This window comes from Eubacterium sp. 14-2 (assembly GCF_000403845.2).
Classification (GTDB): domain Bacteria; phylum Bacillota; class Clostridia; order Lachnospirales; family Lachnospiraceae; genus Petralouisia.
Window position 1 is genome coordinate 726509 of the sequence record NZ_KE159567.1, and the last position, 22400, is coordinate 748908.

Genomic DNA, 22400 nt, shown 5'->3' on the forward strand with positions numbered 1-22400 from the left:
ATTTGGTGAAGAATGGCACTTTCCCAAATGAAAGATTTCTGCTACAATAGAGCAGATACTATATACGAGGACAGAGGTGAATCTTATGGCGATGGATATAACAGGAAGAAAATTATTTGTAAAAGCATTGCTGGAAGAAGGGATTGACACCGTATTCGGTTATCCCGGCGGCATGGTAACAGATATTCTGGATGAATTATATAAACATGAGGAAATTGAACTGGTACTGCCCAGACATGAGCAGGGGCTGATACACGAGGCGGAAGGCTATGCGAAAGCAACAGGGACGGTGGGAGTCTGCGTGGTAACCAGCGGTCCGGGAGCCACCAATGTGATTACAGGTCTGGCAGACGCCCATTACGACAACATACCATTGGTATGTATTACCGGGCAGGTGCCCTTAAGCCTCATTGGAAATGACGCCTTTCAGGAAGTGGATATTGTGGGCATGACCCGCAGCATTACCAAGTACGGTGTGACAGTCCGTGACCGGAAAGACCTGGGGAAAATTCTGAAAATGGCCTTTCATATTGCCAGAACCGGTAAACCAGGTCCGGTGCTGATTGATCTGCCCAAAGATATTCAGACAGCTCCAGGTCCGGGAGAATATCCGAAATCCGTATCTATCCGTGGATACAAACCAAATGAAAGCGTTCATATCGGACAGCTGAAAAAAGGTTACAAGCTGCTGAAAGCAGCCAGAAAACCTCTGTTTCTGGTGGGCGGAGGCGTCAATATTGCCAGGGCAAATGACAAAATGCTGCAGCTTGCAGAACAGACCAGGATACCTGTGGTAACGACCATTATGGGAAAAGGCGCCATTCCCACCAGCCATCCTTATTATATCGGAAACAGCGGTATGCATGGAAAATATGCGGCCAATATTGCGGTGGGCCAGTGTGACGTTCTGTTTTCCATCGGCACCAGGTTCAACGACCGGATTACCGGCGATCTGAATGAATTTGCCCCCAATGCCCAGATTGTCCATGTGGACATTGATACAGCGGCCATTTCCAGAAATGTGGTGGTGGATGTGCCTATTGTTGCGGACGCAAATCTGGCTCTGGAAAAACTGTTGGAATGGGCGGAACCCCAGGATACGGAGGAGTGGCTGAATCAGATACGGGAATGGGACAGGGAAAATCCTCTGGAAATGCGCAGAGACAAAGGTATGACCCCTCAGATGGTGATGGAGCAGATTAATGAACAGTTCCCGGAAGGGATTGTTGTGACCGATGTGGGCCAGCATCAGATGTGGGCCGCCCAGTACATAGAGCTGAATGAGAAAAAGCAGTATATTACTTCCGGAGGCCTTGGCACCATGGGATTTGGATTTCCGGCGGCCATCGGTGCAAAAATCGGCTGTCCTGGGAAGCCGGTGGTGTGTATCACCGGAGACGGGGGAATGCAGATGAATCTGCAGGAACTGGCCACAGCCATGACCCAGGAAGCCAATGTGATTGTGTGTATTCTGAACAATTATTATCTGGGGATGGTGCGGCAGATGCAGCAGCTTTTCTATGGAAAGCGATATAAAGCCACCTGCCTGCGGCGGAGGAAAAACTGTCCCAATGACTGTAAAGGCCCCAATCCGGCCTGTCCTCCCTATGAGCCGGATTTTGTGAAACTGGCGGAAAGCTACGGAGCCTGCGGGATTCGTGTCACAAAAGAAGAAGAGATTGCCCCTGCATTTGAGAAAGCGAAAGAACAGAAGGTTCCGGTCTTAATAGAATTTATGATTGCAGCGGAAGAAATTGTACTGCCCATGGTAAAGGGCGGCAATCCCATGACGGAAATGATTTTGAAGTAGGGAGGGAAAACTGGAATGAAAAACAGATGGATTGCATTGTATGTGGAAAATCAGGTGGGAGTGCTGGCAAAAGTCTCCGGTCTTTTTTCCGGAAAATCCTATAACCTGCAGAGTCTGACCGTGGGAACCACAGAGGATGAAACCGTGTCCCGCATGACAATCTGCGTTACCAGCGACGATATTACCTTTGAGCAGATTAAGAAGCAGTTAAACCGGATGGTGGAAGTGATAAAAGTCATTGATCTGACCGATATGCCCATTCATATGAAAGAGCTCCTGTTTGCAAAAGTAAAGGAATGCTCTGTGGCGGAAAAGGCAGAGCTGTTTCAGATTGCCCAGGTATTTCAGGTAGAGGTGTCTGACATCGGTACCGACAGCGTACTGCTGGAATGTAAAATGACAGAGCGGCGCAACAACGAACTGATTGATTTGCTGCGGAGCAAGTATAAACATATAGAAATTGTACGGGGCGGAGCGGTGGCTATCGAGTCCATCAGTACCTCCTGTGCCGGAAGGTCGGAATATTTCCGTCTGGCCCGTCAGCCGAAAACCATATAGAAGCAGGACATTTCCGGCTGGTGCGCCAGCGGAAGAAGGGAGCGTGAAACATGCGTAAAATTTTAGTGGTTGTGGATATGCAGAATGACTTTATTGATGGTTCTCTCGGCACAACGGAAGCCCAGGCCATTGTAGATCCTGTGACTGAGAAAATGAAATCCTGGGAAAAATCAGATATTTATGTGACCAGGGATACCCATGGGGAGGATTATCTGGAAACAGCCGAGGGAAAGAAACTGCCGGTTGTCCATTGCGTGAAAGGGACAGAAGGCTGGCAGCTTCATCCTCAGATTGAAGCATTGGCGGAGCCTTCCCATATCATTGACAAACCTTCATTCGGCTCCCTGGAACTGATGGAACTGCTGAAACAGGAAAATGAAAAAGAACCCCTGGAACTGGAACTTGTGGGGCTGTGCACCGATATCTGTGTGGTGAGCAATGCCCTTCTGCTGAAAGCAGCCATGCCGGAAATCACCATCCGGGTGGATGGTTCCTGCTGTGCAGGGGTAACACCCCGGTCTCATGAGGCAGCGCTGCTTACCATGGGCATGTGTCAGATAGAGACAGAATGACAGGAGGAAAGGTTATGCTGCCCACAAGAGAAGAAGCAGAAGAAATTTTGAGAGAAGGAGAAACCTGCAATCCGGGGCCCTGGGGAAACCACAGCCGGGTGGCCGCCCACTGTGCGGAAAAAATCGCACAGGCATGTGGGGGAATGGATTCTGAGAAAGCGTATATCCTGGGGTTGCTGCATGATATCGGAAGGAAATTTGGCGTCAGGCATCTTGGACATGTATCGGACGGATATTCCTATATGATGTCTCTGGGATATGATGAGGCAGCGAAAATCTGCCTTACCCATTCTTTCCATAATCAGACCACTGACGGATATATCGGACAGTTTGATACCACGGAAGAAGAAACGAAGCTGATTCAGGATACCTTAAAAACTGTGGTAATGGATGAATATGACAGGCTGATCCAGCTGTGCGATTCACTGGCAGGAGCAGAAGGCGTGCTGGATATTGAAGAGCGGATGGGAGATGTAAAACGCAGGTACGGCGCCTATCCTCAGGAAAAATGGGACAGCAATCTGGAACTGAAGAAATATTTTGAGACCCGGATGGGAAGAGATATTTATTCTGTGGTGGAAAAAGATACGTTCCAGCCGTAAAAAAAGCAGAACGCGGCCTTTTGACTGTGTTCTGCTCTTTTCTTCTATTAGGAAAGAACCTGTCACATCCGGTGCAGCCAGGCAGCCGGGCAGACCTGCGCTGCGCCTGACAGAGAATGTGCTGCCGAAGAGCCTGACCCAGGGGAAAAATCCCGCCCTCACCCAGAGCTGTGTACAGCCAGTTTTTATCTTGCCAGTATTTCTGTGATTTCGCCCACATACATGGTGTGAAAATTATTTTCTTCTTTGCCGGAGTACCATTTTTCTTTTATTTCCGGATTCAGAAAATGAGCTTCCGTAATGGGTACAGCGGCCATTTTTCTGCAGATCAGAACAAAATTTCCTTCATCCACAAAAGGAACATCGTTGCTGTAATTTACATTCAGGCCGGAAGTTTTGAATTTGTCTTCCTGTCTGCCGGATACGACGCCGAAATATTTCAGATCATTTTTATATTTTTTGTCAAAAAACGTACAGGAAAAGCTGTCTCCATTGTCAATAAATTCCCTGGTATATCTGTTTTCACGCACAAAGATGAAAGCAGTGTTCTGCCCCCAGAGAACTCCAAGTCCTCCCCAGCTTGCTGTCATACCGTTGACTTTGTCCTGGTTACCGGAAGTGATGATCATCCACTCGTCTGACAGTTTTGTAAAGGGATTTAATTCTAACAAATCAATGGGATAAGATTGAAATTGATGCATAATAAAACTCCTTTGCTGTTTACTTTGCTGTTTGTTGAGACACTTTGAGTATACATCATTTTACTGTATTTAAGATATGCAGAAAAGTTATTAAAACTGCCAATTATATAATATACAGTTATGGTAAATATAAGCCCGGAGAATAATCTTGACAGTCCCAGAAAAAAGTATAATAATTGATAAAACGATATATAATGAGTTTTTTATCATACCGGAAATCAGAAGAATCCCGCATGATAAAAATTACAGGATGGAGGAGACGTTATGGATATTAAGTTTGTAAAAAGAGATGTTTTGAAAGAAAAACCGGACCAGAAAAATCTTGGATTCGGCAAATATATGACAGATTATATGTTTGTGATGGACTGGGATCAGGGAACGGGCTGGCATGACGCCAGAATTGAGCCTTATGGGCCTATTTCAATCAGTCCTTCCTGTGTGACTCTGCATTATGCGCAGGAGACGTTTGAGGGATTGAAGGCATACCGTACCAAAGATGACAGAATCCTTTTATTCCGTCCGGAAATGAATGCCAGAAGAATGATTACTTCCAACGAGCGTCTGTGTATGCCGGGTGTTCCGGAGGACATGTTTGTGGAAGCCATAGAAGAACTGGTGAAGGTGGAGAAAGACTGGATTCCTTCAGAACCGGAGACTTCCCTGTATATCCGTCCTTTTGTATTTGCCACGGAGTCTGCTCTGGGAGTTCATATGGCCATATCCTATAAATTTATGGTTATCTGCTGTCCGGTGGGCGCTTATTATCCGGAAGGAATTAATCCGGTGAAAATACTGGTGGAAGATGAACTGGTACGTGCTGTGAAAGGCGGAACGGGATTTACCAAATGCGGCGGCAATTATGCATCTTCTATTCTGGGACAGGTCAGGGCAGAAGAAAAAGGCTGTACGCAGGTACTCTGGCTGGACGGTGTCAACCGGAAGTATGTGGAAGAAGTCGGAACCATGAATATTATGTTCAAAATCAATGGAGAAATTTATACGGCTCCCATTGAAGGAACGGTACTTCCCGGGGTAACGAGAGATTCCATTATCCATATTTTAAAGGACTGGGGCTATAAAGTGAATGAAACCCATCTGTCGGTGGACGACCTGATGAAAGCGGGGCATGACGGTACCCTGGAAGAATCCTTTGGAACCGGAACTGCGGCGGTAATCTCTCCGGTGGGTGAATTTGTCTACAAAGACGATGTGGTTACTGTAAATGATTTTAAAATCGGAGAACTGACCCAACGGCTTTATGATTATCTGACGGGTATCCAGTGGGGCAATGAAGAAGATAAATACGGCTGGACGCGGGAAGTAAAGTCATAAAACCCCGCCGCAGAATTACGGTACAGTCCGGCTGACTTTTTATACAGGAATTTTTCTGCTGTTTTTATAATTATTTAAGAAAAAAACAGGATGAATTTAAAGATTTTTTCACAGACTGATGTTAGTATATCAGAAGAAATCATAGTTTTACCTTATCTGATATACTGACGTCTGGTGAAAAGAGGAGAAAAAATGCGGAAAAAGCAGGATGAATTTGCAGATATTAATTTTAATGGAAAGAAAAAACGGGGAAATATGTTTGTGCTGATGGCAGCAATTCTGGCAGTCTGTATCAGCGGTGTCCTGTATGCAAGAAAGCTGCAGATGGACGCCAGGTATATCAGTATGAACCTGGAAGAAATTCATATGGAACAGGAAATATAATACGCACCTGCGCGGGAAGGAAAAATTCCGGAACGTGTCAGGTGCGTATTACATGAAAGGAAAAACAGGGGAACATTTTTTCCTGTTTTACATAAACTGTAAATAAGAGCAGAGATTTCGAGGTATTTATGCAAAATCATCAATTGCGTGCAGTCCAGACAGACCAGGTGGACAACGGAACCATGAAAGTTCAGGTAACTTCCACTCTGGGGCTGATTCCGGTGGAAGGCGCCACCATTACCATTTCCTATACCGGAGATCCGGAGAGTACCCTGGAACAGATTTCCACTGACGGGGAAGGCCAGTCAGAGGTACTTACTCTGGCAGCGCCGCCGCTGGAATACAGTATGGAGCCGGAGCAGCCTGTTCAGCCTTATGCGGAATATACCGTGCAGGTGGAGGCGGAGGGGTATCGGCCCGTCAGTATTGAAGGAGTGGATGTGTTTTCCGGAGAGCTTTCGCTGCAGAATGTGCGGATGGAGCCTCTGGAGGTATCGGAGCAGGATACGAAAAATATTGTGATTCCCGCCAACACACTGTTCGGAAATTTTCCGCCCAAAATTGCAGAGGCAGAGATTAAGCCGGTGGATGAGAGCGGGGAAATTGTACTGAGCAGAGTGGTGGTTCCGGAGTATGTGGTGGTACATGACGGAGCTCCGGGTGACTCTACTGCCAGTGATTACTATGTGAAATACAAGGATTACATCAAAAATGTGGCTTCCAGTGAAATTTATGCCACCTGGCCGGACAGCACCATACGGGCCAATATTCTGGCGATTATGTCTTTTACCATGAACCGTGTATATACGGAATGGTACCGAAATCACCATATATTCAGGTCTTTCGTTCACTGATTTTTAACGAGTTAATCATTAAATTACACGGTAAAAAAGGGTACGAATTAGTTTAAAAAGGAATGCTGTAATCTGTTTTTGGAATATCTGAATTATTGTATGTAATTCTTGAATCTCTGTCTTTTAAACGCTCACGTCTAATCTGCAATCCCTCTCGTGAATTTTCGTCAAAGTATTTATCTCGAAATTTCAGTTTCATGGCAAGGCACGAATAAAACGTGTAAATGTGGATTTTCCTCGTCCATGTGGCAACTCCAGGAAACAATATTCTCACTGCCAGACAACTTTTCGGTTATTTCTACCATATCTTTTTTCCAGTCATTTATAATTCTTGATTGATACCAGATAAGGAGAAAAACAATATAAAAAGCATATTGAAAAAAGTTTTTGCATATGCTATAATGCCAACAGGCAAAAAGAAATCACAAGTCCATGCGGACAAGAAGCGAATCCCCAAACCGTGTTGCAGCACAGTTTGGGGATTCTTCTTTTTTTTATAGTGGCAAAGTATCCACCAGGTTAGTTGTTGCTCTTATCGTCACTGTCTAACCATTTGATGATGTAGTGGCAAACTACACCAGCCAAAACAGCAACTAAAAAAGAAATCACAACTTCCATGCAAACACCTCCTCCCTGTTGCGGGTGTCGGTGAGCAACACGAAAATTATAACATACTATTCGATATTTTTGTACTTTTATCTCAGGAATTTGTTCTTAGGATTTTGGCTATAGCAATCCGATGCTCGTTATTCCTGTGGACACTGACCCCCTGGCAATTTTCTTAGTCAATATCTAATTTTACATCCGAGAAGGATTGTTCCCCGATTCTGTATCTGTTTTTCCTGTTCGGTGTCTGATACTCTAAGATATCATTTTAAAAAATCGGGTGCAGGAATAATAGCGGAAAGGAACTGATTTAAAATGGACAAAACGGATAACAGGGAGTATAATTCTGGATAAGAAGAAATTTTCCAAAAATGACCGATATTTCACAAAGATGAAATGTTTGTATATATTTATGAAAGGGGAATGATTATGAAAAACATCATCAGAAAATCAATCACAACTGTTATCATCATGGCTTTAGCTTTGACACTTGCTATGCCTGTTACCGCACAGGCGAAAGGTAAGACAAAAATAAAAATCAACAAAACAAAAGTCACTTTGACAATCACAAAGAAAAAGACAAAGCCGACTGTTCAGTTGAAGGTAAAGGGAACATCCGGTAAAGTGAAGTGGACGGCCTCTAATAAAAATGTTTCAGTGTCTGAAAAGGGCAAGGTGACCGCTAAGAAAAAGGGTACTGCTGTTGTAAAAGCGAAAGTAAATGGGAAAACTTTGCAGTGCAGGGTGACTGTAAAAGATAGCCGGAAACCTGTAAATAAGCCAGAACCCCCGAAAGAGTGCCAGCATGTGTGGGTTGAGAAGACTATTGTAGAAATCGTGTGCGAATGTGGAGAAGTTTTCTATGACGACAATGCACGAATCTCACACAACCGTCAATTCGTACTACAAGGTTTGAATGGACATTCATTCAGTACAAACGAACACACTTACTACGAATGCTCGAAATGTCATAAGACAAAATAATGAAAAAACCTCCTGCTGAGAAGTGGGAGGTTTTTTTTGACCGGGATAATGCCCCCTAAATTCTGTTATGGACACACTTTCTGCTTTGGTAAATACGCACAAATTCATCTAATTATTTTATGCGATTTTTCGGGTTAAAATTTCCCCGGAACATCCGACATTCGATGTGATGATAAAAATTGAATAGAAATACAGTTACAACTGTGATTCCACAGGATTGTATGTAAGCGTAACCAACATATCTATCATCCAGATATTAGGTGCTTATATAAGTCTGGGGGGAATAATGAAATTATAATGATTTCACATGGGGTATCCATTCTGATACCAGTTATGGGGAAATCCATATAGAGGATGATTCTAAGCAACTTTCTGTATAAAAAGATTAAGCGGACAGTGTGACAGATATAAGACCTGGATTATCAGTATTTAGGCTTTGTATTTGTCGTACTGTCTTTTTTGTTTGATTTTTTCAAATTCAATACAGAAAGCAATTTGAAAAAGAATGGTTCAGAATACGAGGATATAGTTGTCAAAGAAAATACTTGCGAGTGCAATTGGAAAGACACAATCAAAATACCCCACTTAAAGATGTATCAGGAAAGTACATATCTTCATAAAAAGAATCCTGCTGTCGCATGGGACAAAATTTTTCGGAATAGTAATAGGATAAGACTTATTTGCCCGGAGAATCTCATGTCTGGCATTGCTTATCAACAAATTACAGAAGAAAAGAATGGCATAAAGATTGTGGTTGAGTTCCCCACACATTCGGAACAGACAGACATTTTACGTCAGGAAATAAAGTCTGTTCTTTCCTGTGTATTACGGGAACAATTACAAAAAAATTCATAACGCAGGCAGAGGGTTATATCCCTCTGCTGATTAGAAAGGACCATTGACTTATGAAAAAAGTAAGAATGTTATTGCGTGTCAGTTCAAATCAGCAGTTAGAGCCAGACGGTGATTTGAGCGTACAAAGAGAGCTTGTAAAAGATTATGTAAAAAAATATGAGGAATGGCAGCTTGACACAAAAGAATATTTTGAGGGAAGCAACAGTGGATATAAAAATTCAGTTGCAGACAGAAATGTACTTCAAGAAGCCTTACAGGACGCACAGGCAAAAGAATATGATATTTTGGTAGCATATAAAGACGACAGGATTGGCAGACGTATGTGGGAAATCGGCTCCTATGTAATGGCTCTGAAGAAATTTGGCGTGGATATTTATACCGTGAAAGACGGCTGCATTTCGCCTGAAACAGATGATACAATGGGACAGATGATGTTAGCCTTGAGATATGGAAATGCACAGAAACAAAGCGCTGATACGGGTATGCGTGTAAAGGATACCGCCCAGAAGCTGGTGCAGAAAGGAAAATTTATGGGCGGAAAAGCTCCTTATGGTTACAAATTAGAGCTATCAGGAGAAATCAGCAAGCATGGACGTGCGTTACACCATCTTGTCATTGTCCCGGAAAAAGCAGAGGTTGTCAGTTATATCTATGACCTGTCTCTCAATAAGGAATATGGCTCTGCCAAAATCGCTAAAGTTTTGAACGGGCATGAAACTTATAAAGACCTTGCCCCCAATGACACATGGAAAAGCGGAACAATCACAAGTATTTTGACGAATCCCATCTATACCGGACATACAGCTTATAAACGCAGAGAACGAATCAACGGACAATATCACAGGCTTGACAGCAAGGACTGGATTACTTCTTTTGACGCAAATGAAAATATTGCAATTATTGACGAAGATACATGGAACAAAACGCAGGAAAGACGTAAACGCCGGGGTGATAAATACATAAAAGCGTTAGAACATAAGGAGGTGAATGTGATTAGAAAGAATGACGGTATGTTAGCCTTAATAGATGTTTTATACTGCGGCTATTGTGGAAGTAAAATGACAAATGGAAGTAAATATAACTATTGGACGATAAAAGATACCGGGGAAAAAAGAGCGAGTAAAATTGCAGTTTACAAATGCCAAAAAGCATGGCAGGGAGTACCGCATGATAAGACCAGACAAATCCGAGCCGATACGATTGAACCGATTGTATTTGAATCCATTGCAAAATACATTGGGAAATTACAGGAAAATGAAAGTATCTTTCACGAGATTGAAAACAATCAGAATCAGGAGAAGAAACGTAAGCAAGCGGACTTAAAAAAGGAAAAACAGAATCTTTTAAGCATTCAGGACAAGATTCATATTATGGAAGAAAATATTCCAAACGCCATGACCGGCGATTATCCTTTGTCATTGGAAGAACTGGTAACAATTATCAAAAAGCACAAAGAACAGGCGCAACAGCAACAAGAGGTCGTTACATTAAAGGAAATGGAATTAAAGAACACTTCTGTAACAATCGACGAATGGGAAGATATAAAAAATAAGATTCCAACATGGCAGGATGTATTTTTAAATGCAGATGTGGCAACCAAGCGAGTATTGGTAAATAAGCTGGTAGAACGTATTGATGTAAAGAAAACAGAAGTCGTTATTCGCTTTAAAATCAACCTGAATGACTTCATTTCATAATCCCGAATTTATGGTGATTCCCTTGTACCGGAACAAAGGCTATGACTTTACCATTACATCTTCCACGGCCTATGACCACAAATGGGTGTACGGGAGGAATTATTTTTCCAGTATTTCCCGTGTAGTAGACGAGATGTTTACCAATTTCCTGTCCAGACCCAATGTGAAACAGCCAATCCTGACCCAGTATTGCGACGGGCAGCGGGTGACCTGTCCCAACTGGCTGAGCCAGTGGGGGTCCAAATATCTGGGAGATCAGAATTACAGCGCCATAGAAATCCTTCGTTATTATTATGGAAATAACATGTACATCAATGAGGCAGAAGAAATTTCCGGTATCCCGGCTTCCTGGCCACGTGAAAATCTGCAGGTGGGCTCCAGAGGCGATAAAGTGCGCCAGATGCAGGAACAGTTAAACCGGATTGCTCAGGTCTATACCTCCATTCCCAGAGTGGCGGCAGACGGAGCTTTCGGTCCGGCCACGGAAAGAGCTGTCCGCAGGTTCCAGTCGGTTTTCGGGCTGCCCCAGACCGGAGTGGTGGATTATGCCACCTGGTATAAAATTTCCGAGATTTATGTGGGAGTTACCAGAATCGCGGAACTTACTTAGTTCTTTTTTATTCTACAGGGAAGGCCCTGTCACTTTAAAGTATGAAAATATTATCCTGTAGAATAAAAAAGCTCTTATCGTTTATTGACAGAAGTGGGAAAAAAAGGTAAAGTAGAAACGTAGCAGGAGAATATAAACAGGAATATACAGGGAGGAAATATACATGGCAGATTTGAAAGGAACAAAGACCCAGAAGAACCTGGAGACAGCATTTGCAGGGGAATCTATGGCAAGAAATAAATACTCTTATTTTGCCAGCAAAGCAAAAAAAGACGGATATGTACAGATTGCCGCTATTTTTGAAGAGACAGCCGCAAATGAAAAAGAACATGCAAAAATGTGGTATAAACTTCTGAACGACGGTGTGGGAACCACAGAAGAAAATCTGAAAGCTGCTGCAAAAGGCGAGAACTATGAGTGGACCGACATGTATGCTCAGTTTGCAAAAGAGGCAAGAGAAGAAGGTTTTAACGATATTGCGGACCTGTTTGAAGGCGTTGCAAAGATAGAGAAAGAGCATGAAGAAAGATATCGTAAACTTCTTGATAATGTGACCGGTAAGAAAGTATTTTCCAAAGATGGAGACGTTATCTGGCAGTGCAGCAACTGCGGACATATCTGTATTGGAAAAGAAGCACCGGAGGAATGCCCGGTATGTGCGCATCCCCAGGCTTATTTCCAGGTAAAAGCAGAAAATTATTAAAAAAGAAGCCGCCCTCACTGTCTGTAAAGACCGGGGGCGGCTTTGTAAATACCATCGTACTGGGCGGAAGGAAAAGTGGAAGGATTATGAGAAAATTCAGGAGAGAAATCGGATTTTTTTGTATGTTGCCAGTATGTGTCCTGATGACTGCCATGCTGATATTTTCAAAGCCAGGATACGCTTCTTCAAAAGGCACGGAGGAAAGTAAAGAAGTTATTGTAGGCTACAGTGATAATGATGAAATGATTCAGACAGACAGTAACGGTAACCTGTACGGTTATGGCATCACTTACCTGAATGAGCTTTGCAGATATACCGGATGGGAGTGTGTGTATGTGGAACTTCCACCGGAGGAACGGTTGGAAGGACTCCTGGACGGCCGGGTGGATTTATTGTGCAATGTGCACCGGGACTGTGCAGAACAGGAAGAACTGCTGTTCAGTGAGGAAAGTTCCGGGCCGGAATACGGTATGCTGTGTACCTGGAAAGATAATAACGAGATTTTTTATAATGATTATGAAGCAATTGATGGGAAAAAAATTGGAATTGACAGAAATTCAGATTTGGAACAGAGCCTTAGAACCTATGGGGAAACCAATGGGATAACATATGAGCCGGTATATCTGGACGGGCTTACGGAACAGATGGCGGCATTAAAAAACGAAACGGTGGATATGGTGCTTCTGTCCAGCCTTCAGGAAACATACCGGTGCAAATATGTGGGGAAAGCCGGACTGGAAAAAGAATATTTTGCAGTCCGTAAAGGAAAAGAATCATTAATGGAAGAACTGAATCAGGCAGGTGCTGCTTTAAGGCAGGAAAAGCCTTTTTATATTTCTTCCATATATAAGAACTTTTATGGAAATCCGGAAGAAAAACTGACGGGGATTACAAGAGAGGAATATGAATTTATTAATCAGAATGAGGCGATAAGAGTGGCCTGTGACGCCGACAGTTACCCGCTGGAATATGTGGATGAGGAAACAGGGGAGTATACCGGTGTATATGCCGCAGCCATGCGCCTGATTTCCGAGGAAAGCGGCCTGAATTTTGAATTTATTCCTCTGACGAATTTTTCCGAAGCCTGGGATCTGGTTGCCAGCGGCGAGGTGGATCTGATTGCCGGGAATTATGGAAATGAAAGAAGCGCAGAATATTACCATATGACTTATTCCCAGAGTTATCTGTCGGCGGAATATACCCTGATTGGCAGAAAAGGACTGGAAATCAGGGATGGTATGTCCATTGCCCTTCCTAAAAATTATGTGGGACTGCGGTATTTTTTCCAGATGGAGGAGCCGGGGTGGAAAATTGCCCTGTATGACAGTGTCAGGGACTGCCTGAAAGCAGTGAACCGGGAGGAAGCGGACGTTACAGCTGTAAATGCCATTTTTCTGCAGACAGTCTATAATCTGAACCAGTATGACAACCTGAAAATCGTTCCCAATATGACGAAAACTTTTCCAATCAGCGTAGGAATCGGGAATAACCATACGGAAGAGCTGAAAAGTATTATAGACAAAGCCATCTATCAGATTCCGGAAAGTGAATTTGAAAAATGTATTACGGAACATGCCATCAATGTGGTATATGAGCCTTCTCTGATGGAGACGGCAGGCAAATTTTTCCCTCATATCTGCGGGGCGGTGCTGCTGATCATACTGGCTGTGTTTGTTATTATCCGAAAAAGAGAAAAACATTTCCGCCATCTGGCAATGACAGATTCCATTACCGGAATGTGGAACCGTGTGAAATTTTATAAAGAGGCGCAGGAAATTCTGGAAAAAAACAAAGACAGGACATATCTGATGATAACATTGGATATCAATAAATTTAAGTTTATCAATAACGATTTCGGTTCCAAAGCCGGAGACTGCATTCTGTGCGTGATGGGGGAACGGATTCAGGAAATATTCAAAGAGCGGGGCTATACCGCCCGGAATACAGCAGATATTTTTCTGATTCTGACAGAAGAAAAGGATTACAGGCCGGAAATGTTAGAACCCCTGAGCAAACCCATTTATTTTAACAACAATGGCAAACGCCAGTATTATAAAGTAGTAATAAAAGCCGGAATCCGCAGGATTATGCCGGGAGAGTCCGCCTCAGACCTGATACCCTATGTGGACCAGGCCTCCATTGCACGCAAAACCATCAAAGATGTGGCGGGCTGCAGTCAGGCTTATTATGACGAAAATATGAAAAATATTCTGGAGAAGGAAAGCGCCATTGAAAAGCGTATGGAGGAGGCGCTGGAAAACCGGGAATTTCAGGTATATCTTCAGCCAAAATATGATCTTCGCTCCGAAAGAATTATGGGAGCGGAAGCTCTGATCCGCTGGGCAGACCCGGAGAAAGGGATGATTCCGCCGGATGAATTTATTCCCCTGTTTGAGAAAAACGGGTTTATTCTGAAACTGGATTTTTTTGTATATGAGGAAGTGCTGAAACGAATGGCACAGTGGAAACAGGAAGGCAAACCGTCCATCTGCGTTTCTGTCAACGTGTCAAGAGTACATATCAGTACAATGGATTTTTTCAGCAATCTGAACCGGCTGGTGGAAAAATATCAGGTTTCCAGACGGGATTTTGAACTGGAGCTGACAGAAACCATTATCGGCGGGGAACTGAATCTGGTAAAATCCTTTATCCAGGAGTGCAAAAAAGAAGGATTTAAGGTGTCTATTGATGATTTTGGAAGCGGATATTCTTCCCTGAACCTGTTAAAAGAGCTTCCGGTAGACGTTCTGAAAATAGACAAAGGATTTCTGGACGAGGCGGAAGAATCCATGCGCAGCAACATCATTGTGGAACAGGTGGTGGAAATGGCCAAACGGATGGAAATCGGGACATTGTGCGAAGGAGTGGAGACGGAACGCCAGTTATCCTTCCTGAAAAAAATCGGCTGTGATATGGCCCAGGGATATCTGTTTTCCCGGCCTGTTCCCGTAACCGAATTTGAGCAGATGATATAATAAAATACGGGGGTACTGTGAGTTAAATTAATACACAGCGGTACGGAATAATTCTGTACCAGGAGGAGGAAAGGCTATGATATATGAATTAAATAACGAAGAACTGACGGTACGGTTTTCCACACTGGGGGCAGAGATGGTTTCTCTGAAAAGTAATAAAACAGGACAGGAATATCTCTGGCAGGGAGATGAGCGGTACTGGGGCCGGCGTTCCCCGGTGCTTTTTCCCATTGTGGGAAGGCTGAAAGAAAATAAGTACAGATATGAAAACCGGGAATACCGGATGTCTCAGCATGGATTTGCCAGAGATATGGAATTCAGCTGTACGGAGGAAAACCAGGAGGAAATCTGGTTTTCTCTGGACGCCACACCCATGACCAGAGAGAGTTATCCTTTTGATTTCAGGCTGGAAATCGGCTATGTCCTTCAGGGGACAGAAGTGACGGTGAAGTGGAAAGTGATCAGTCAGGAAAAAAAGAAGGAGATGTATTTTTCCATCGGAGGTCATCCGGGATTTTACTGTCCTCTGAGGGAAGGAGAACAGCAGGAAGATTACAGTATCTGGCTGGATGGAAAAGACGAGGTGATATTTTCCAGAGCCAGTCTGGAGACAGGGCTTATGTACAATGGCAAAAACATGATGAAACTGTCCGGAGGCAGGCGTCTTCTGCAGGAAGGATTTTTTGATGAAGGGGCCTATATTATTGAAGACTATCAGGTGAGCAGGGTTGGACTGGCAGACCCGGAAAACCGTCGGTATCTGACCGTATCTTTTCAGGCGCCCCTGGTGGGAATCTGGTCTCCGGAGAAAAAGAACGCGCCCTTTGTGTGCATAGAACCCTGGTATGGAAGATGTGACCGGGAGACCTTTGAGGGAACCCTTAAAAACCGTGAATGGAGCAACAGACTGGGTCCGGGAGAAGTGTTTGAGCGGTCCTGGCAGATTCGTGTAGAACAGTAACAGGCCGTATGAAAGTTGCAGTCCGGCAGAATAAAAGAAGATGAAATATGGGCATACTGTTTAATACAGCCAATTAGGAAATCAAATAATGTTCAGAAGTAAAGGAGAAGCTGATATGAAATTTTTCAAGTGTAAGGAATGCTGTACAACAGCAATGGAACTTGTGGCAGGAGAACATGATGAGGCGAAGGTTTTTCAGGAGCTGAAGGCCAATTCCACAGACGCTGCCGGTGAAAAACATGTTCCGGTTGTGGAGAAAAAGGGCGATACGGTTGTGGTGAAGGTAGGAGAACTGGAACATCCCATGCTGGAAGCCCATTATATCATGTGGATTTATCTGGAGACAGACCGGGGCGGAATGCTGCGGAAACTTATGCCCGGAGAGAAGCCGGAAGCAGAGTTTGTTCTGCCTGCCGGAGAGAAACCGGTAGCTGCCTATGAATACTGCAATCTTCATGGCCTGTGGGTGGCGGAAATTAAATAAGATATTGATGATGCGGCCGCATTGGAATTTTATCCGGTGCGGCCGTATTTATGTATGGCGGTGACGGATACTCTGGGGATACGGAAGAGACGCACCAGGTGTTCTTTTGTGCAAACTGCCGCCTGGTACTGGTTAGACCAGAAAACATGATAAATTAATAACAAATTTCCGGGGGAAAATTCAGTAGAAGTGCTGAGAATGCAAGGGAAATTATTAAAAAACTTGAAAAATTATAAAGAAAGTGTTAAAATTTTATCAAATAACTGGTCAGACCAGTTGAAATTTATACCTTATTAAAGGGTAGCAGTTCAACAGCACAGTGAAAGAATGAAGGAGGATATGTGCTATGTTATTTCAAATCTATGGTGAAAACGCCATGTATCAGTTGCTTGGCTGGGTGATGGTATTTGCCGGGCTGGTCATCTGTAATGAAATTGCCCGCCGCTCGAAAGCAGGAGGAATTTTCTTTTTCCTTGTACTGCCTGCAGTTTTGACGGTATATTTCATTGCCATTGCAGTGGGAGCTTCTTCCGGAGCAGAATGGGCCGTTAATAATCAGACTCATCTCTACATGGGCGGATGGTTCCATTATGCGAAGCTGTATGCAGCAGCAGCCGGTTGTGTGGGCTTTATGATGCTCAAATACAAATGGAGTATCGGTAAAACAGAGTGGTTTAAAGCGTTTCCTTTTGTGATTGTGGCAATTAATATTCTGATTGCGGTGGGTTCCGATTTTGAATCTGCCATCAAAGGTGCGCAGGCTCTGGCAGAGACAGGATCCAGATACTGGTTTTCCAACGAAGGCGTATGGCGCTACGGTGGATGGTGGAACTGGGTAAATGGTATTGCAGGAATCATCAACATTTTCTGTATGACAGGCTGGTGGGGAATTTACACCTCCAAAAAGAAACATGATATGCTGTGGCCGGATATGACCTGGTGTTTCATTATTGCGTATGATCTCTGGAATTTTGAATATACATACCTGAATCTTCCTACCCATTCCTGGTACTGCGGTTTTGCATTGCTGCTGGCTCCCACTTTTGCAAACAAATTCTGGAACAAGGGCGGATGGATTCAGAACCGTGCCAATACGCTGGCTACCTGGTGTATGTTTGCTCAGGTATTCCCGCTGTTTCAGGTCAGCGGCAGATTTTCCGTACTTCCGACGCTGTACGGACCGGGATATGCAGACGGTATGGCACTGACCAATTCCACCCAGCCCGCTTTTGCAGATCCAAGGGCACAGGGAATTGTGGCTCTGATTGCACTGGGTGCCAATGTAATCTGCCTTACTGCCATTATCAAACGTGCGGTGGAGCAGAAAAAGAATCCGTACAAAGAGGAAATCTTTACCGATCAGGAGGATTTTCAGATTGCAATGGCAAGGGCGGAAGAGCAGTAGGAATTACTGTTTTTCATTCTAATAGGGAAGACCCTGTCGCGCTAAAGCGTGACAGGGTCTTCCTGTAGAATAAAAAATAATTATGCGCAGGGTCTGCCCCAGCGAAGCGAGGGTACTCGCACAAGAGGTAAAATATTGCTTCGCAATTGTGCTAAAACGCGATACGTTCAGCATACTGCGTATGCTCTGACGCACCGCAAATGGCGCAGCAAACCGTCCAGGTCCCTTATGAATGAGGGACCTGGACGGTTTGAATGTAATGTGTGAAATCTTTTACGGTGGGGCCGCCGGGGCAGAACAGCTTTTGTCTATCAGGCTCACATAGGGGTAGACGCGATGAAAGCCCCGGTTTGAGGCGAAGAGGAAATACCCCAGGCCAAACAGCAGAAACAGCATCAGAACACGGCGGTACGTCAGGGAAAATTTTCCCACAGTTCCCGGTTTTTCACGGAAAGAGTGAATCAGTTCCGGAATGGCAGTCAGGGAGAACACAAAGGGATAGATGGCAAACCGCTCCAGGATAAAGTGTTTTGTGATAAATAATGTAATCAGAAACTGATACAGGGCGCTGTTCTGAAAAATTCTGCCCTGAGGGGAATCACCCAGCCGGTTTCGGAACAGATAAATAAGCAGACAGTAAACGCCGGAGGGAATCACATAGTCAAATCCGTTGGAATTCCAGAAGTAACCACCCTGATAAGCGGCATATTTTACGGGAAGGAAGGGGACAAGGAGCTGAAACAGAGGATCAAAGAAAAGATATACCAGTAAGACAGCACCCGTCAACAGGCCCATGGATTTCCGGCTGAATTTCAGGGGAAGCAGGAAGTACAGAGGATACAGGAACAGCAGTGAGTTGTGGAAGAGGCCGCCTGCTGCCATAAAAAGGGTAAAGGGCAGCAGCTTCCTGTTTTTCAGGTAAGGATAAGCCAGCATGAAAAAGGCGGTGGCAATGGACTGGCGGATCAGATTCATGTTGTATGCCAGAAACTGCAGGGTAATGTAGAGGTACGCACTCAGCCATGGAAGTCTGGAAAAGCGGTAAATAAACTGCATGGATACAGCCATCAGAAAAATATTTATGATAAGCAGAAAGAGGGGAAAGGGACAGCCGGCCAGGGAAAAGAGCCTGCATATCACATAATAGAGGGGTTCTTCCGGGTAAATGAGGAAAATATCATCAAAGGACCAGCCGGATACAAAGGTATAAATGTCCCGGTAGGAAAAATAATCAAATCCGATGGCATAGCGGAAGGACGCCAGAAAGGTAAATATCAGAAAAGCAGCAGCCAGACATAAGGCAGCTGCTTTCTTTTCGTTTGGTACATCGTAATTTGTATTATTACGGAAGAGTATATTTTTTTCTGACAAAATATATCCCAGTCCGGTAAGGATGGAGATGGTAAAATAATAAACAGCCATGATAATTCCTTTCTTTTCCTGTATCTGCGCGGATTTGAAGTTCACTGCCCCGCAGTGCGCCGACACAAAGAACTTCATGGCGCATTCTTTTATCTATATACTGCAGCAGATGGGCAAATTATTTAATCAGTCTGCTATGTCAGAATCCTGATTTTACTGAATGGATGTTTTTCTTACCACAAAGGTAGGCGTTACGTTAAATGTGGCGCTTTCGGATACGTCCTGGCCCAGAGTACCCACTACATAGAGGGCTCCGTCCTGATTTGCGTCCAGAATCAGCACATTCATTTCGTCTGTCTGATTCTGCTGCAGCCATCTGGTATTAGCCAGATCCTTTGGCATTTCGTTTGCAACTTCTTCCTGTTTCAGACCGATGGCAATCTGGTGGGCATTGACTGCGCCGGTGTTGCTCCAGGTTGTATTTTTCAGCTTGCTGATGTCGATTCTGGTGGAAGCCACGTCTACCTGAACCGGTACATTGGAGTTATTTTTCACATTGATTCTGGGAGAAATAACTTTGTTCTGGGTGGAAAGGCTGTTGCTGATGTTAAAAGGAACAAAGGTAGGCATGGTAACTGTGAGAATGGTTGGTTCCACGGTTCCTACCATTTCCACCTGTCCGGAACCTCCAACAGGAATATCCCTGGTGGAAGCTGGCTCAGCGGCAAACGCAGTTGAGGAAAAGAGCAGGCATGCTGCCAGTACAAGCTGTAAAAACATGGTTTTTTTCTTCATATGTATACCTCCTGTCCCCATCTGCCGCAGTATGATAGCGTAGTTAATCGGGCGGTGTCAGTTCTGTACCGTAATGGTAATCTGGGCTCCCGTCTGTCCGATATATTCCCCGCTGTCCTCCTCATAAGCCAGGAAGTAAGCGGTGGCGTCGTAGGTTCCCTTTTCCAGAACCTTGTCAAGTTTGACATTTTCAATATAAGTTCCCGGTTTTAAATATCGGGAAGCATAAATTTCTTCGTCTGTTTCATTAATCAGAATGCTGACCCGCAGGAGTTTTGCATTGTTTCCAGGGTTTTCAATCAGAAGATTGCCTTCTGAAGTCCCGTTCAGAAAAACCGGGGAGGTGTTGATGGAAAATGCAATCATGCTGCGGTCCAGAAGATTCTGCAGCTCTTTTCTGCGTTCATCTACGTCTACACCCGGCATAATGCCGGCGGTGGCATTGTCATCGTATAAAAGATCCTCATCATCTTTTCCGGTAAACAGAAAATAGCAGACAGCAATGGTCAGGATAAGGAGCAGAAGTATTCCCGCAATAATCAGGGCTCGTTTTTTACCTTTACTCATAAGTTTGTTTCCTCCTGTTCTTTTGTTGGTGTAAATTGTTTGTTTTTATCAGTATATATCGAAAATTGATTAAATTCAAGGAAAATTAGTCGACAAAATGCCTTATAATTCGACAATTTATGAAATTATTCGACAATTATAGGAGGGATTTTTTTGGATGAAAGAAATTTTTAGAATGATAGAATTTTTAGAATAAAAGAAATTTTGAAATGGAATCAATATGAAAATAACGGAATTTTTCAGAGAACAGATGGTGTGATCAGATTGCAGACGCCCGTGTCTGCATCAGAGACCGGAAATAATTTCCAGAAGCGTGCAGGCACGGTTTTTCCAGGTATGATGAAGGGAAGCATTCTGGTATCCTTTTTCGGCCATGGCTTCAGCCTCCCTGGGGTGCTCCAGAAGCCAGCAGACGTTTTGGCTGACGGATTCGGAATGTTCCAGTGTGAAAGCCATGGAGTCCTGTCCTTTTTGAAGGATTTCTTCCAGATAATCTGAGTAATCGGTTACCACAGCACAGCCCTGGAGCATACTGTTGAAAATTCTGTCGTGAGCGCCTTTTTTAAACCAGGGCATTATGTTGACGGAAATTTTTGCATGTCTCATCCGCACAAGGCAGGTACGGGAATCCTGCTGTCCTGCCAGAATCAGGTTTTGCGGGCAGCTGCAGCCGGACAGCTCCCAGTCTTTTCCCAGGACCAGAACAGGAATGCCCTGCTCTGCCAGAGATAAAATGATGTTCCGGCGAAACCAGGAACGTACATATAAATCAATAAATGTCATGCTGTGGAGACAGGAAAGAAGCTCCTGTCCGTTAATCTGAGGAAATTCCTTTTTCAGTCTGGAGATCAGAACCTGCTCCATGGGCTGGTCAGGACGGTTGAGAAATTCCTGTATGATATCGAAATAAAATTCTCTGCTTTCCTGGTCCATATTCCGGATATGGCGGATCAGATTTTCCGGAGCGGCATAGTTTCCGGCAAATATTACGTCTGTCTCACGTTCCCCGTATGGAATCCTCTGTTCCGGGAGTATGGTGCCGGCCAGAGGCAGAAAATGTACTTTGCCGTATTCCGGATAAAATTGTTCCACAAAGGCCTGATGGTCCCGGTCGATGCAAAACAGGGTGAGAAAGCTGCGGCGCAGGGAAAGCTGGCGGAAATAATACATTGGATGATCCACCAGAATGCAGCAGGTTCTGATTCGGTACTGCTCCCAGAGAGAAGTGTGTGTTCCGCACAGGAACTGGGATTCTCCGTTCAGGCCGATAAAATTAAAAGTAAGAAGTACCGTGTGTTCCAAATCCCGGAAGGAAAGGAATGTTTCCCGGCTGTCAAGAGGAGATTTCATATCCCAGAACCAGGTTTCCAGTCCCTGTTCCTCCAGGGCTTCTGCCAGCTGCTGAGAGAAAAAGGTCAGAGTTTCTATGGGGCCTCTGATAAAAATAATACGGGATGGGTTCATTTGAAAAAGCTCCTTTCCAGATGGTATCTGTCTCTTTTATTACGATTATAGCACCTGGCATCTGTATTTGCCAGCGAGGATTCTTTCTTGTTTTTTTCTGTATTCAGTGTCATAATGAG

19 protein-coding genes and 2 pseudogenes are annotated in these 22400 nt (G+C 44.2%); 15 read left to right on the top strand and 6 right to left on the bottom strand.

Annotated features, from left to right (window positions below; all coding sequences use genetic code 11):
• Positions 1-91 precede the first annotated feature (91 nt).
• The 4 genes from ilvB to C805_RS10585 are packed head-to-tail and all read left to right on the top strand — an operon-like array spanning position 92 to position 3542.
• Positions 92-1810, top strand: coding sequence for a biosynthetic-type acetolactate synthase large subunit (ilvB, locus tag C805_RS10570; RefSeq protein ID WP_031200914.1), 1719 nt, complete (start codon positions 92-94; stop codon positions 1808-1810).
• A 15-nt stretch (positions 1811-1825) separates the two neighbouring features.
• A complete protein-coding gene (ilvN, locus tag C805_RS10575) occupies positions 1826-2368 on the top strand; it encodes an acetolactate synthase small subunit (RefSeq protein WP_016213818.1) in 543 nt (180 codons plus the stop codon).
• Positions 2369-2418: 50 nt separating this feature from the next.
• On the top strand, positions 2419-2940 hold the full coding sequence (locus C805_RS10580) for a cysteine hydrolase family protein (RefSeq protein WP_016213819.1): 522 nt from the start codon (positions 2419-2421) through the stop codon (positions 2938-2940).
• A 14-nt stretch (positions 2941-2954) separates the two neighbouring features.
• Positions 2955-3542, top strand: coding sequence for an HD domain-containing protein (locus C805_RS10585; RefSeq protein ID WP_016213820.1), 588 nt, complete (start codon positions 2955-2957; stop codon positions 3540-3542).
• Positions 3543-3727: 185 nt separating this feature from the next.
• On the opposite strand, the gene C805_RS10590 is transcribed toward C805_RS10585, so the two are convergent.
• Entirely contained in the window at positions 3728-4243 is a 516-nt protein-coding gene (locus C805_RS10590; RefSeq protein ID WP_016213821.1) for a flavin reductase, read from the bottom strand.
• Positions 4244-4507: 264 nt separating this feature from the next.
• On the opposite strand from C805_RS10590, the gene C805_RS10595 reads away from it, so the two are divergent.
• From C805_RS10595 to C805_RS10605, 3 genes and pseudogenes are all read left to right on the top strand, one after another.
• On the top strand, positions 4508-5575 hold the full coding sequence (locus tag C805_RS10595) for a branched-chain amino acid aminotransferase (RefSeq protein ID WP_016213822.1): 1068 nt from the start codon (positions 4508-4510) through the stop codon (positions 5573-5575).
• A gap of 192 nt (positions 5576-5767) precedes the next feature.
• Positions 5768-5959, top strand: coding sequence for a hypothetical protein (locus tag C805_RS10600; RefSeq protein ID WP_016213823.1), 192 nt, complete (start codon positions 5768-5770; stop codon positions 5957-5959).
• Between the two features lie 128 nt (positions 5960-6087).
• A pseudogene (locus C805_RS10605) lies at positions 6088-6783 on the top strand (carboxypeptidase-like regulatory domain-containing protein); the annotation flags it as partial.
• A 206-nt stretch (positions 6784-6989) separates the two neighbouring features.
• On the opposite strand, the gene C805_RS25730 reads toward C805_RS10605, so the two are convergent.
• Positions 6990-7208 carry a plasmid recombination protein gene (locus C805_RS25730; RefSeq protein WP_371197640.1) on the bottom strand — a complete coding sequence of 73 codons (219 nt, stop codon included), beginning with the start codon at positions 7206-7208 and terminating at the stop codon, positions 6990-6992.
• A 640-nt stretch (positions 7209-7848) separates the two neighbouring features.
• Between C805_RS25730 and C805_RS25095 the strand changes: the two genes are divergently transcribed.
• From C805_RS25095 to C805_RS10640, 8 genes and pseudogenes are all read left to right on the top strand, one after another.
• Positions 7849-8403, top strand: coding sequence for an Ig-like domain-containing protein (locus C805_RS25095; protein WP_016213825.1), 555 nt, complete (start codon positions 7849-7851; stop codon positions 8401-8403).
• A gap of 905 nt (positions 8404-9308) precedes the next feature.
• Positions 9309-10955: a recombinase family protein gene (locus C805_RS10615; protein WP_016213826.1), complete on the top strand. Its 1647-nt coding sequence runs from the start codon at positions 9309-9311 to the stop codon at positions 10953-10955.
• A 25-nt stretch (positions 10956-10980) separates the two neighbouring features.
• Positions 10981-11565: pseudogene (locus tag C805_RS10620) on the top strand (peptidoglycan-binding protein); the annotation flags it as partial.
• Positions 11566-11728: 163 nt separating this feature from the next.
• Positions 11729-12268 carry a rubrerythrin gene (gene rbr / locus C805_RS10625; protein ID WP_016213828.1) on the top strand — a complete coding sequence of 180 codons (540 nt, stop codon included), beginning with the start codon at positions 11729-11731 and terminating at the stop codon, positions 12266-12268.
• An 86-nt stretch (positions 12269-12354) separates the two neighbouring features.
• Entirely contained in the window at positions 12355-15243 is a 2889-nt protein-coding gene (locus C805_RS25100; RefSeq protein ID WP_022750954.1) for an EAL domain-containing protein, read from the top strand.
• 76 nt (positions 15244-15319) lie between these two features.
• Positions 15320-16204, top strand: a complete 885-nt coding sequence (locus tag C805_RS10630) for an aldose 1-epimerase family protein (RefSeq protein ID WP_016213830.1) — start codon at positions 15320-15322, stop codon at positions 16202-16204.
• A 115-nt stretch (positions 16205-16319) separates the two neighbouring features.
• Positions 16320-16688: a desulfoferrodoxin family protein gene (locus C805_RS10635; protein ID WP_016213831.1), complete on the top strand. Its 369-nt coding sequence runs from the start codon at positions 16320-16322 to the stop codon at positions 16686-16688.
• Between the two features lie 346 nt (positions 16689-17034).
• Positions 17035-18093 (top strand): DUF5692 family protein, encoded by a 1059-nt coding sequence (locus C805_RS10640; RefSeq protein WP_016213832.1) that lies wholly within the window; start codon positions 17035-17037, stop codon positions 18091-18093.
• 273 nt (positions 18094-18366) lie between these two features.
• Here C805_RS10640 and C805_RS10645 read toward each other — a convergent pair whose 3' ends face one another.
• The 4 genes from C805_RS10645 to C805_RS10655 form a co-directional block, all read right to left on the bottom strand.
• A complete protein-coding gene (locus C805_RS10645) occupies positions 18367-19593 on the bottom strand; it encodes an EpsG family protein (RefSeq protein WP_022750956.1) in 1227 nt (408 codons plus the stop codon).
• Between the two features lie 75 nt (positions 19594-19668).
• On the bottom strand, positions 19669-20250 hold the full coding sequence (locus C805_RS10650) for a hypothetical protein (RefSeq protein WP_016213834.1): 582 nt from the start codon (positions 20248-20250) through the stop codon (positions 19669-19671).
• A 57-nt stretch (positions 20251-20307) separates the two neighbouring features.
• A complete protein-coding gene (locus C805_RS25105; RefSeq protein WP_016213835.1) occupies positions 20308-20817 on the bottom strand; it encodes a PX domain-containing protein in 510 nt (169 codons plus the stop codon).
• Positions 20818-21102: 285 nt separating this feature from the next.
• Positions 21103-22281: a glycosyltransferase gene (locus C805_RS10655; RefSeq protein WP_016213836.1), complete on the bottom strand. Its 1179-nt coding sequence runs from the start codon at positions 22279-22281 to the stop codon at positions 21103-21105.
• Positions 22282-22400: the final 119 nt, after the last annotated feature.

What these genes read in the sequence shown, in the direction of transcription:
- rbr (WP_016213828.1), top strand. Translation starts at nt 11,729, where the DNA reads ATGGCAGATTTGAAAGGAACAAAGACCCAGAAGAACCTGGAGACAGCA.
- C805_RS10590 (WP_016213821.1), bottom strand. Translation starts at nt 4,243, where the DNA reads ATGCATCAATTTCAATCTTATCCCATTGATTTGTTAGAATTAAATCCC.
- C805_RS10595 (WP_016213822.1), top strand. Translation starts at nt 4,508, where the DNA reads ATGGATATTAAGTTTGTAAAAAGAGATGTTTTGAAAGAAAAACCGGAC.
- C805_RS10655 (WP_016213836.1), bottom strand. Translation starts at nt 22,281, where the DNA reads ATGAACCCATCCCGTATTATTTTTATCAGAGGCCCCATAGAAACTCTG.
- C805_RS10650 (WP_016213834.1), bottom strand. Translation starts at nt 20,250, where the DNA reads ATGAAGAAAAAAACCATGTTTTTACAGCTTGTACTGGCAGCATGCCTG.
- C805_RS10615 (WP_016213826.1), top strand. Translation starts at nt 9,309, where the DNA reads ATGAAAAAAGTAAGAATGTTATTGCGTGTCAGTTCAAATCAGCAGTTA.
- C805_RS10640 (WP_016213832.1), top strand. Translation starts at nt 17,035, where the DNA reads ATGTTATTTCAAATCTATGGTGAAAACGCCATGTATCAGTTGCTTGGC.
- C805_RS25105 (WP_016213835.1), bottom strand. Translation starts at nt 20,817, where the DNA reads ATGAGTAAAGGTAAAAAACGAGCCCTGATTATTGCGGGAATACTTCTG.
- C805_RS25100 (WP_022750954.1), top strand. Translation starts at nt 12,355, where the DNA reads ATGAGAAAATTCAGGAGAGAAATCGGATTTTTTTGTATGTTGCCAGTA.
- ilvN (WP_016213818.1), top strand. Translation starts at nt 1,826, where the DNA reads ATGAAAAACAGATGGATTGCATTGTATGTGGAAAATCAGGTGGGAGTG.
- C805_RS10635 (WP_016213831.1), top strand. Translation starts at nt 16,320, where the DNA reads ATGAAATTTTTCAAGTGTAAGGAATGCTGTACAACAGCAATGGAACTT.
- C805_RS10600 (WP_016213823.1), top strand. Translation starts at nt 5,768, where the DNA reads ATGCGGAAAAAGCAGGATGAATTTGCAGATATTAATTTTAATGGAAAG.
- C805_RS10580 (WP_016213819.1), top strand. Translation starts at nt 2,419, where the DNA reads ATGCGTAAAATTTTAGTGGTTGTGGATATGCAGAATGACTTTATTGAT.
- C805_RS25095 (WP_016213825.1), top strand. Translation starts at nt 7,849, where the DNA reads ATGAAAAACATCATCAGAAAATCAATCACAACTGTTATCATCATGGCT.
- C805_RS10585 (WP_016213820.1), top strand. Translation starts at nt 2,955, where the DNA reads ATGCTGCCCACAAGAGAAGAAGCAGAAGAAATTTTGAGAGAAGGAGAA.
- ilvB (WP_031200914.1), top strand. Translation starts at nt 92, where the DNA reads ATGGATATAACAGGAAGAAAATTATTTGTAAAAGCATTGCTGGAAGAA.
- C805_RS10645 (WP_022750956.1), bottom strand. Translation starts at nt 19,593, where the DNA reads ATGAAGTTCTTTGTGTCGGCGCACTGCGGGGCAGTGAACTTCAAATCC.
- C805_RS10630 (WP_016213830.1), top strand. Translation starts at nt 15,320, where the DNA reads ATGATATATGAATTAAATAACGAAGAACTGACGGTACGGTTTTCCACA.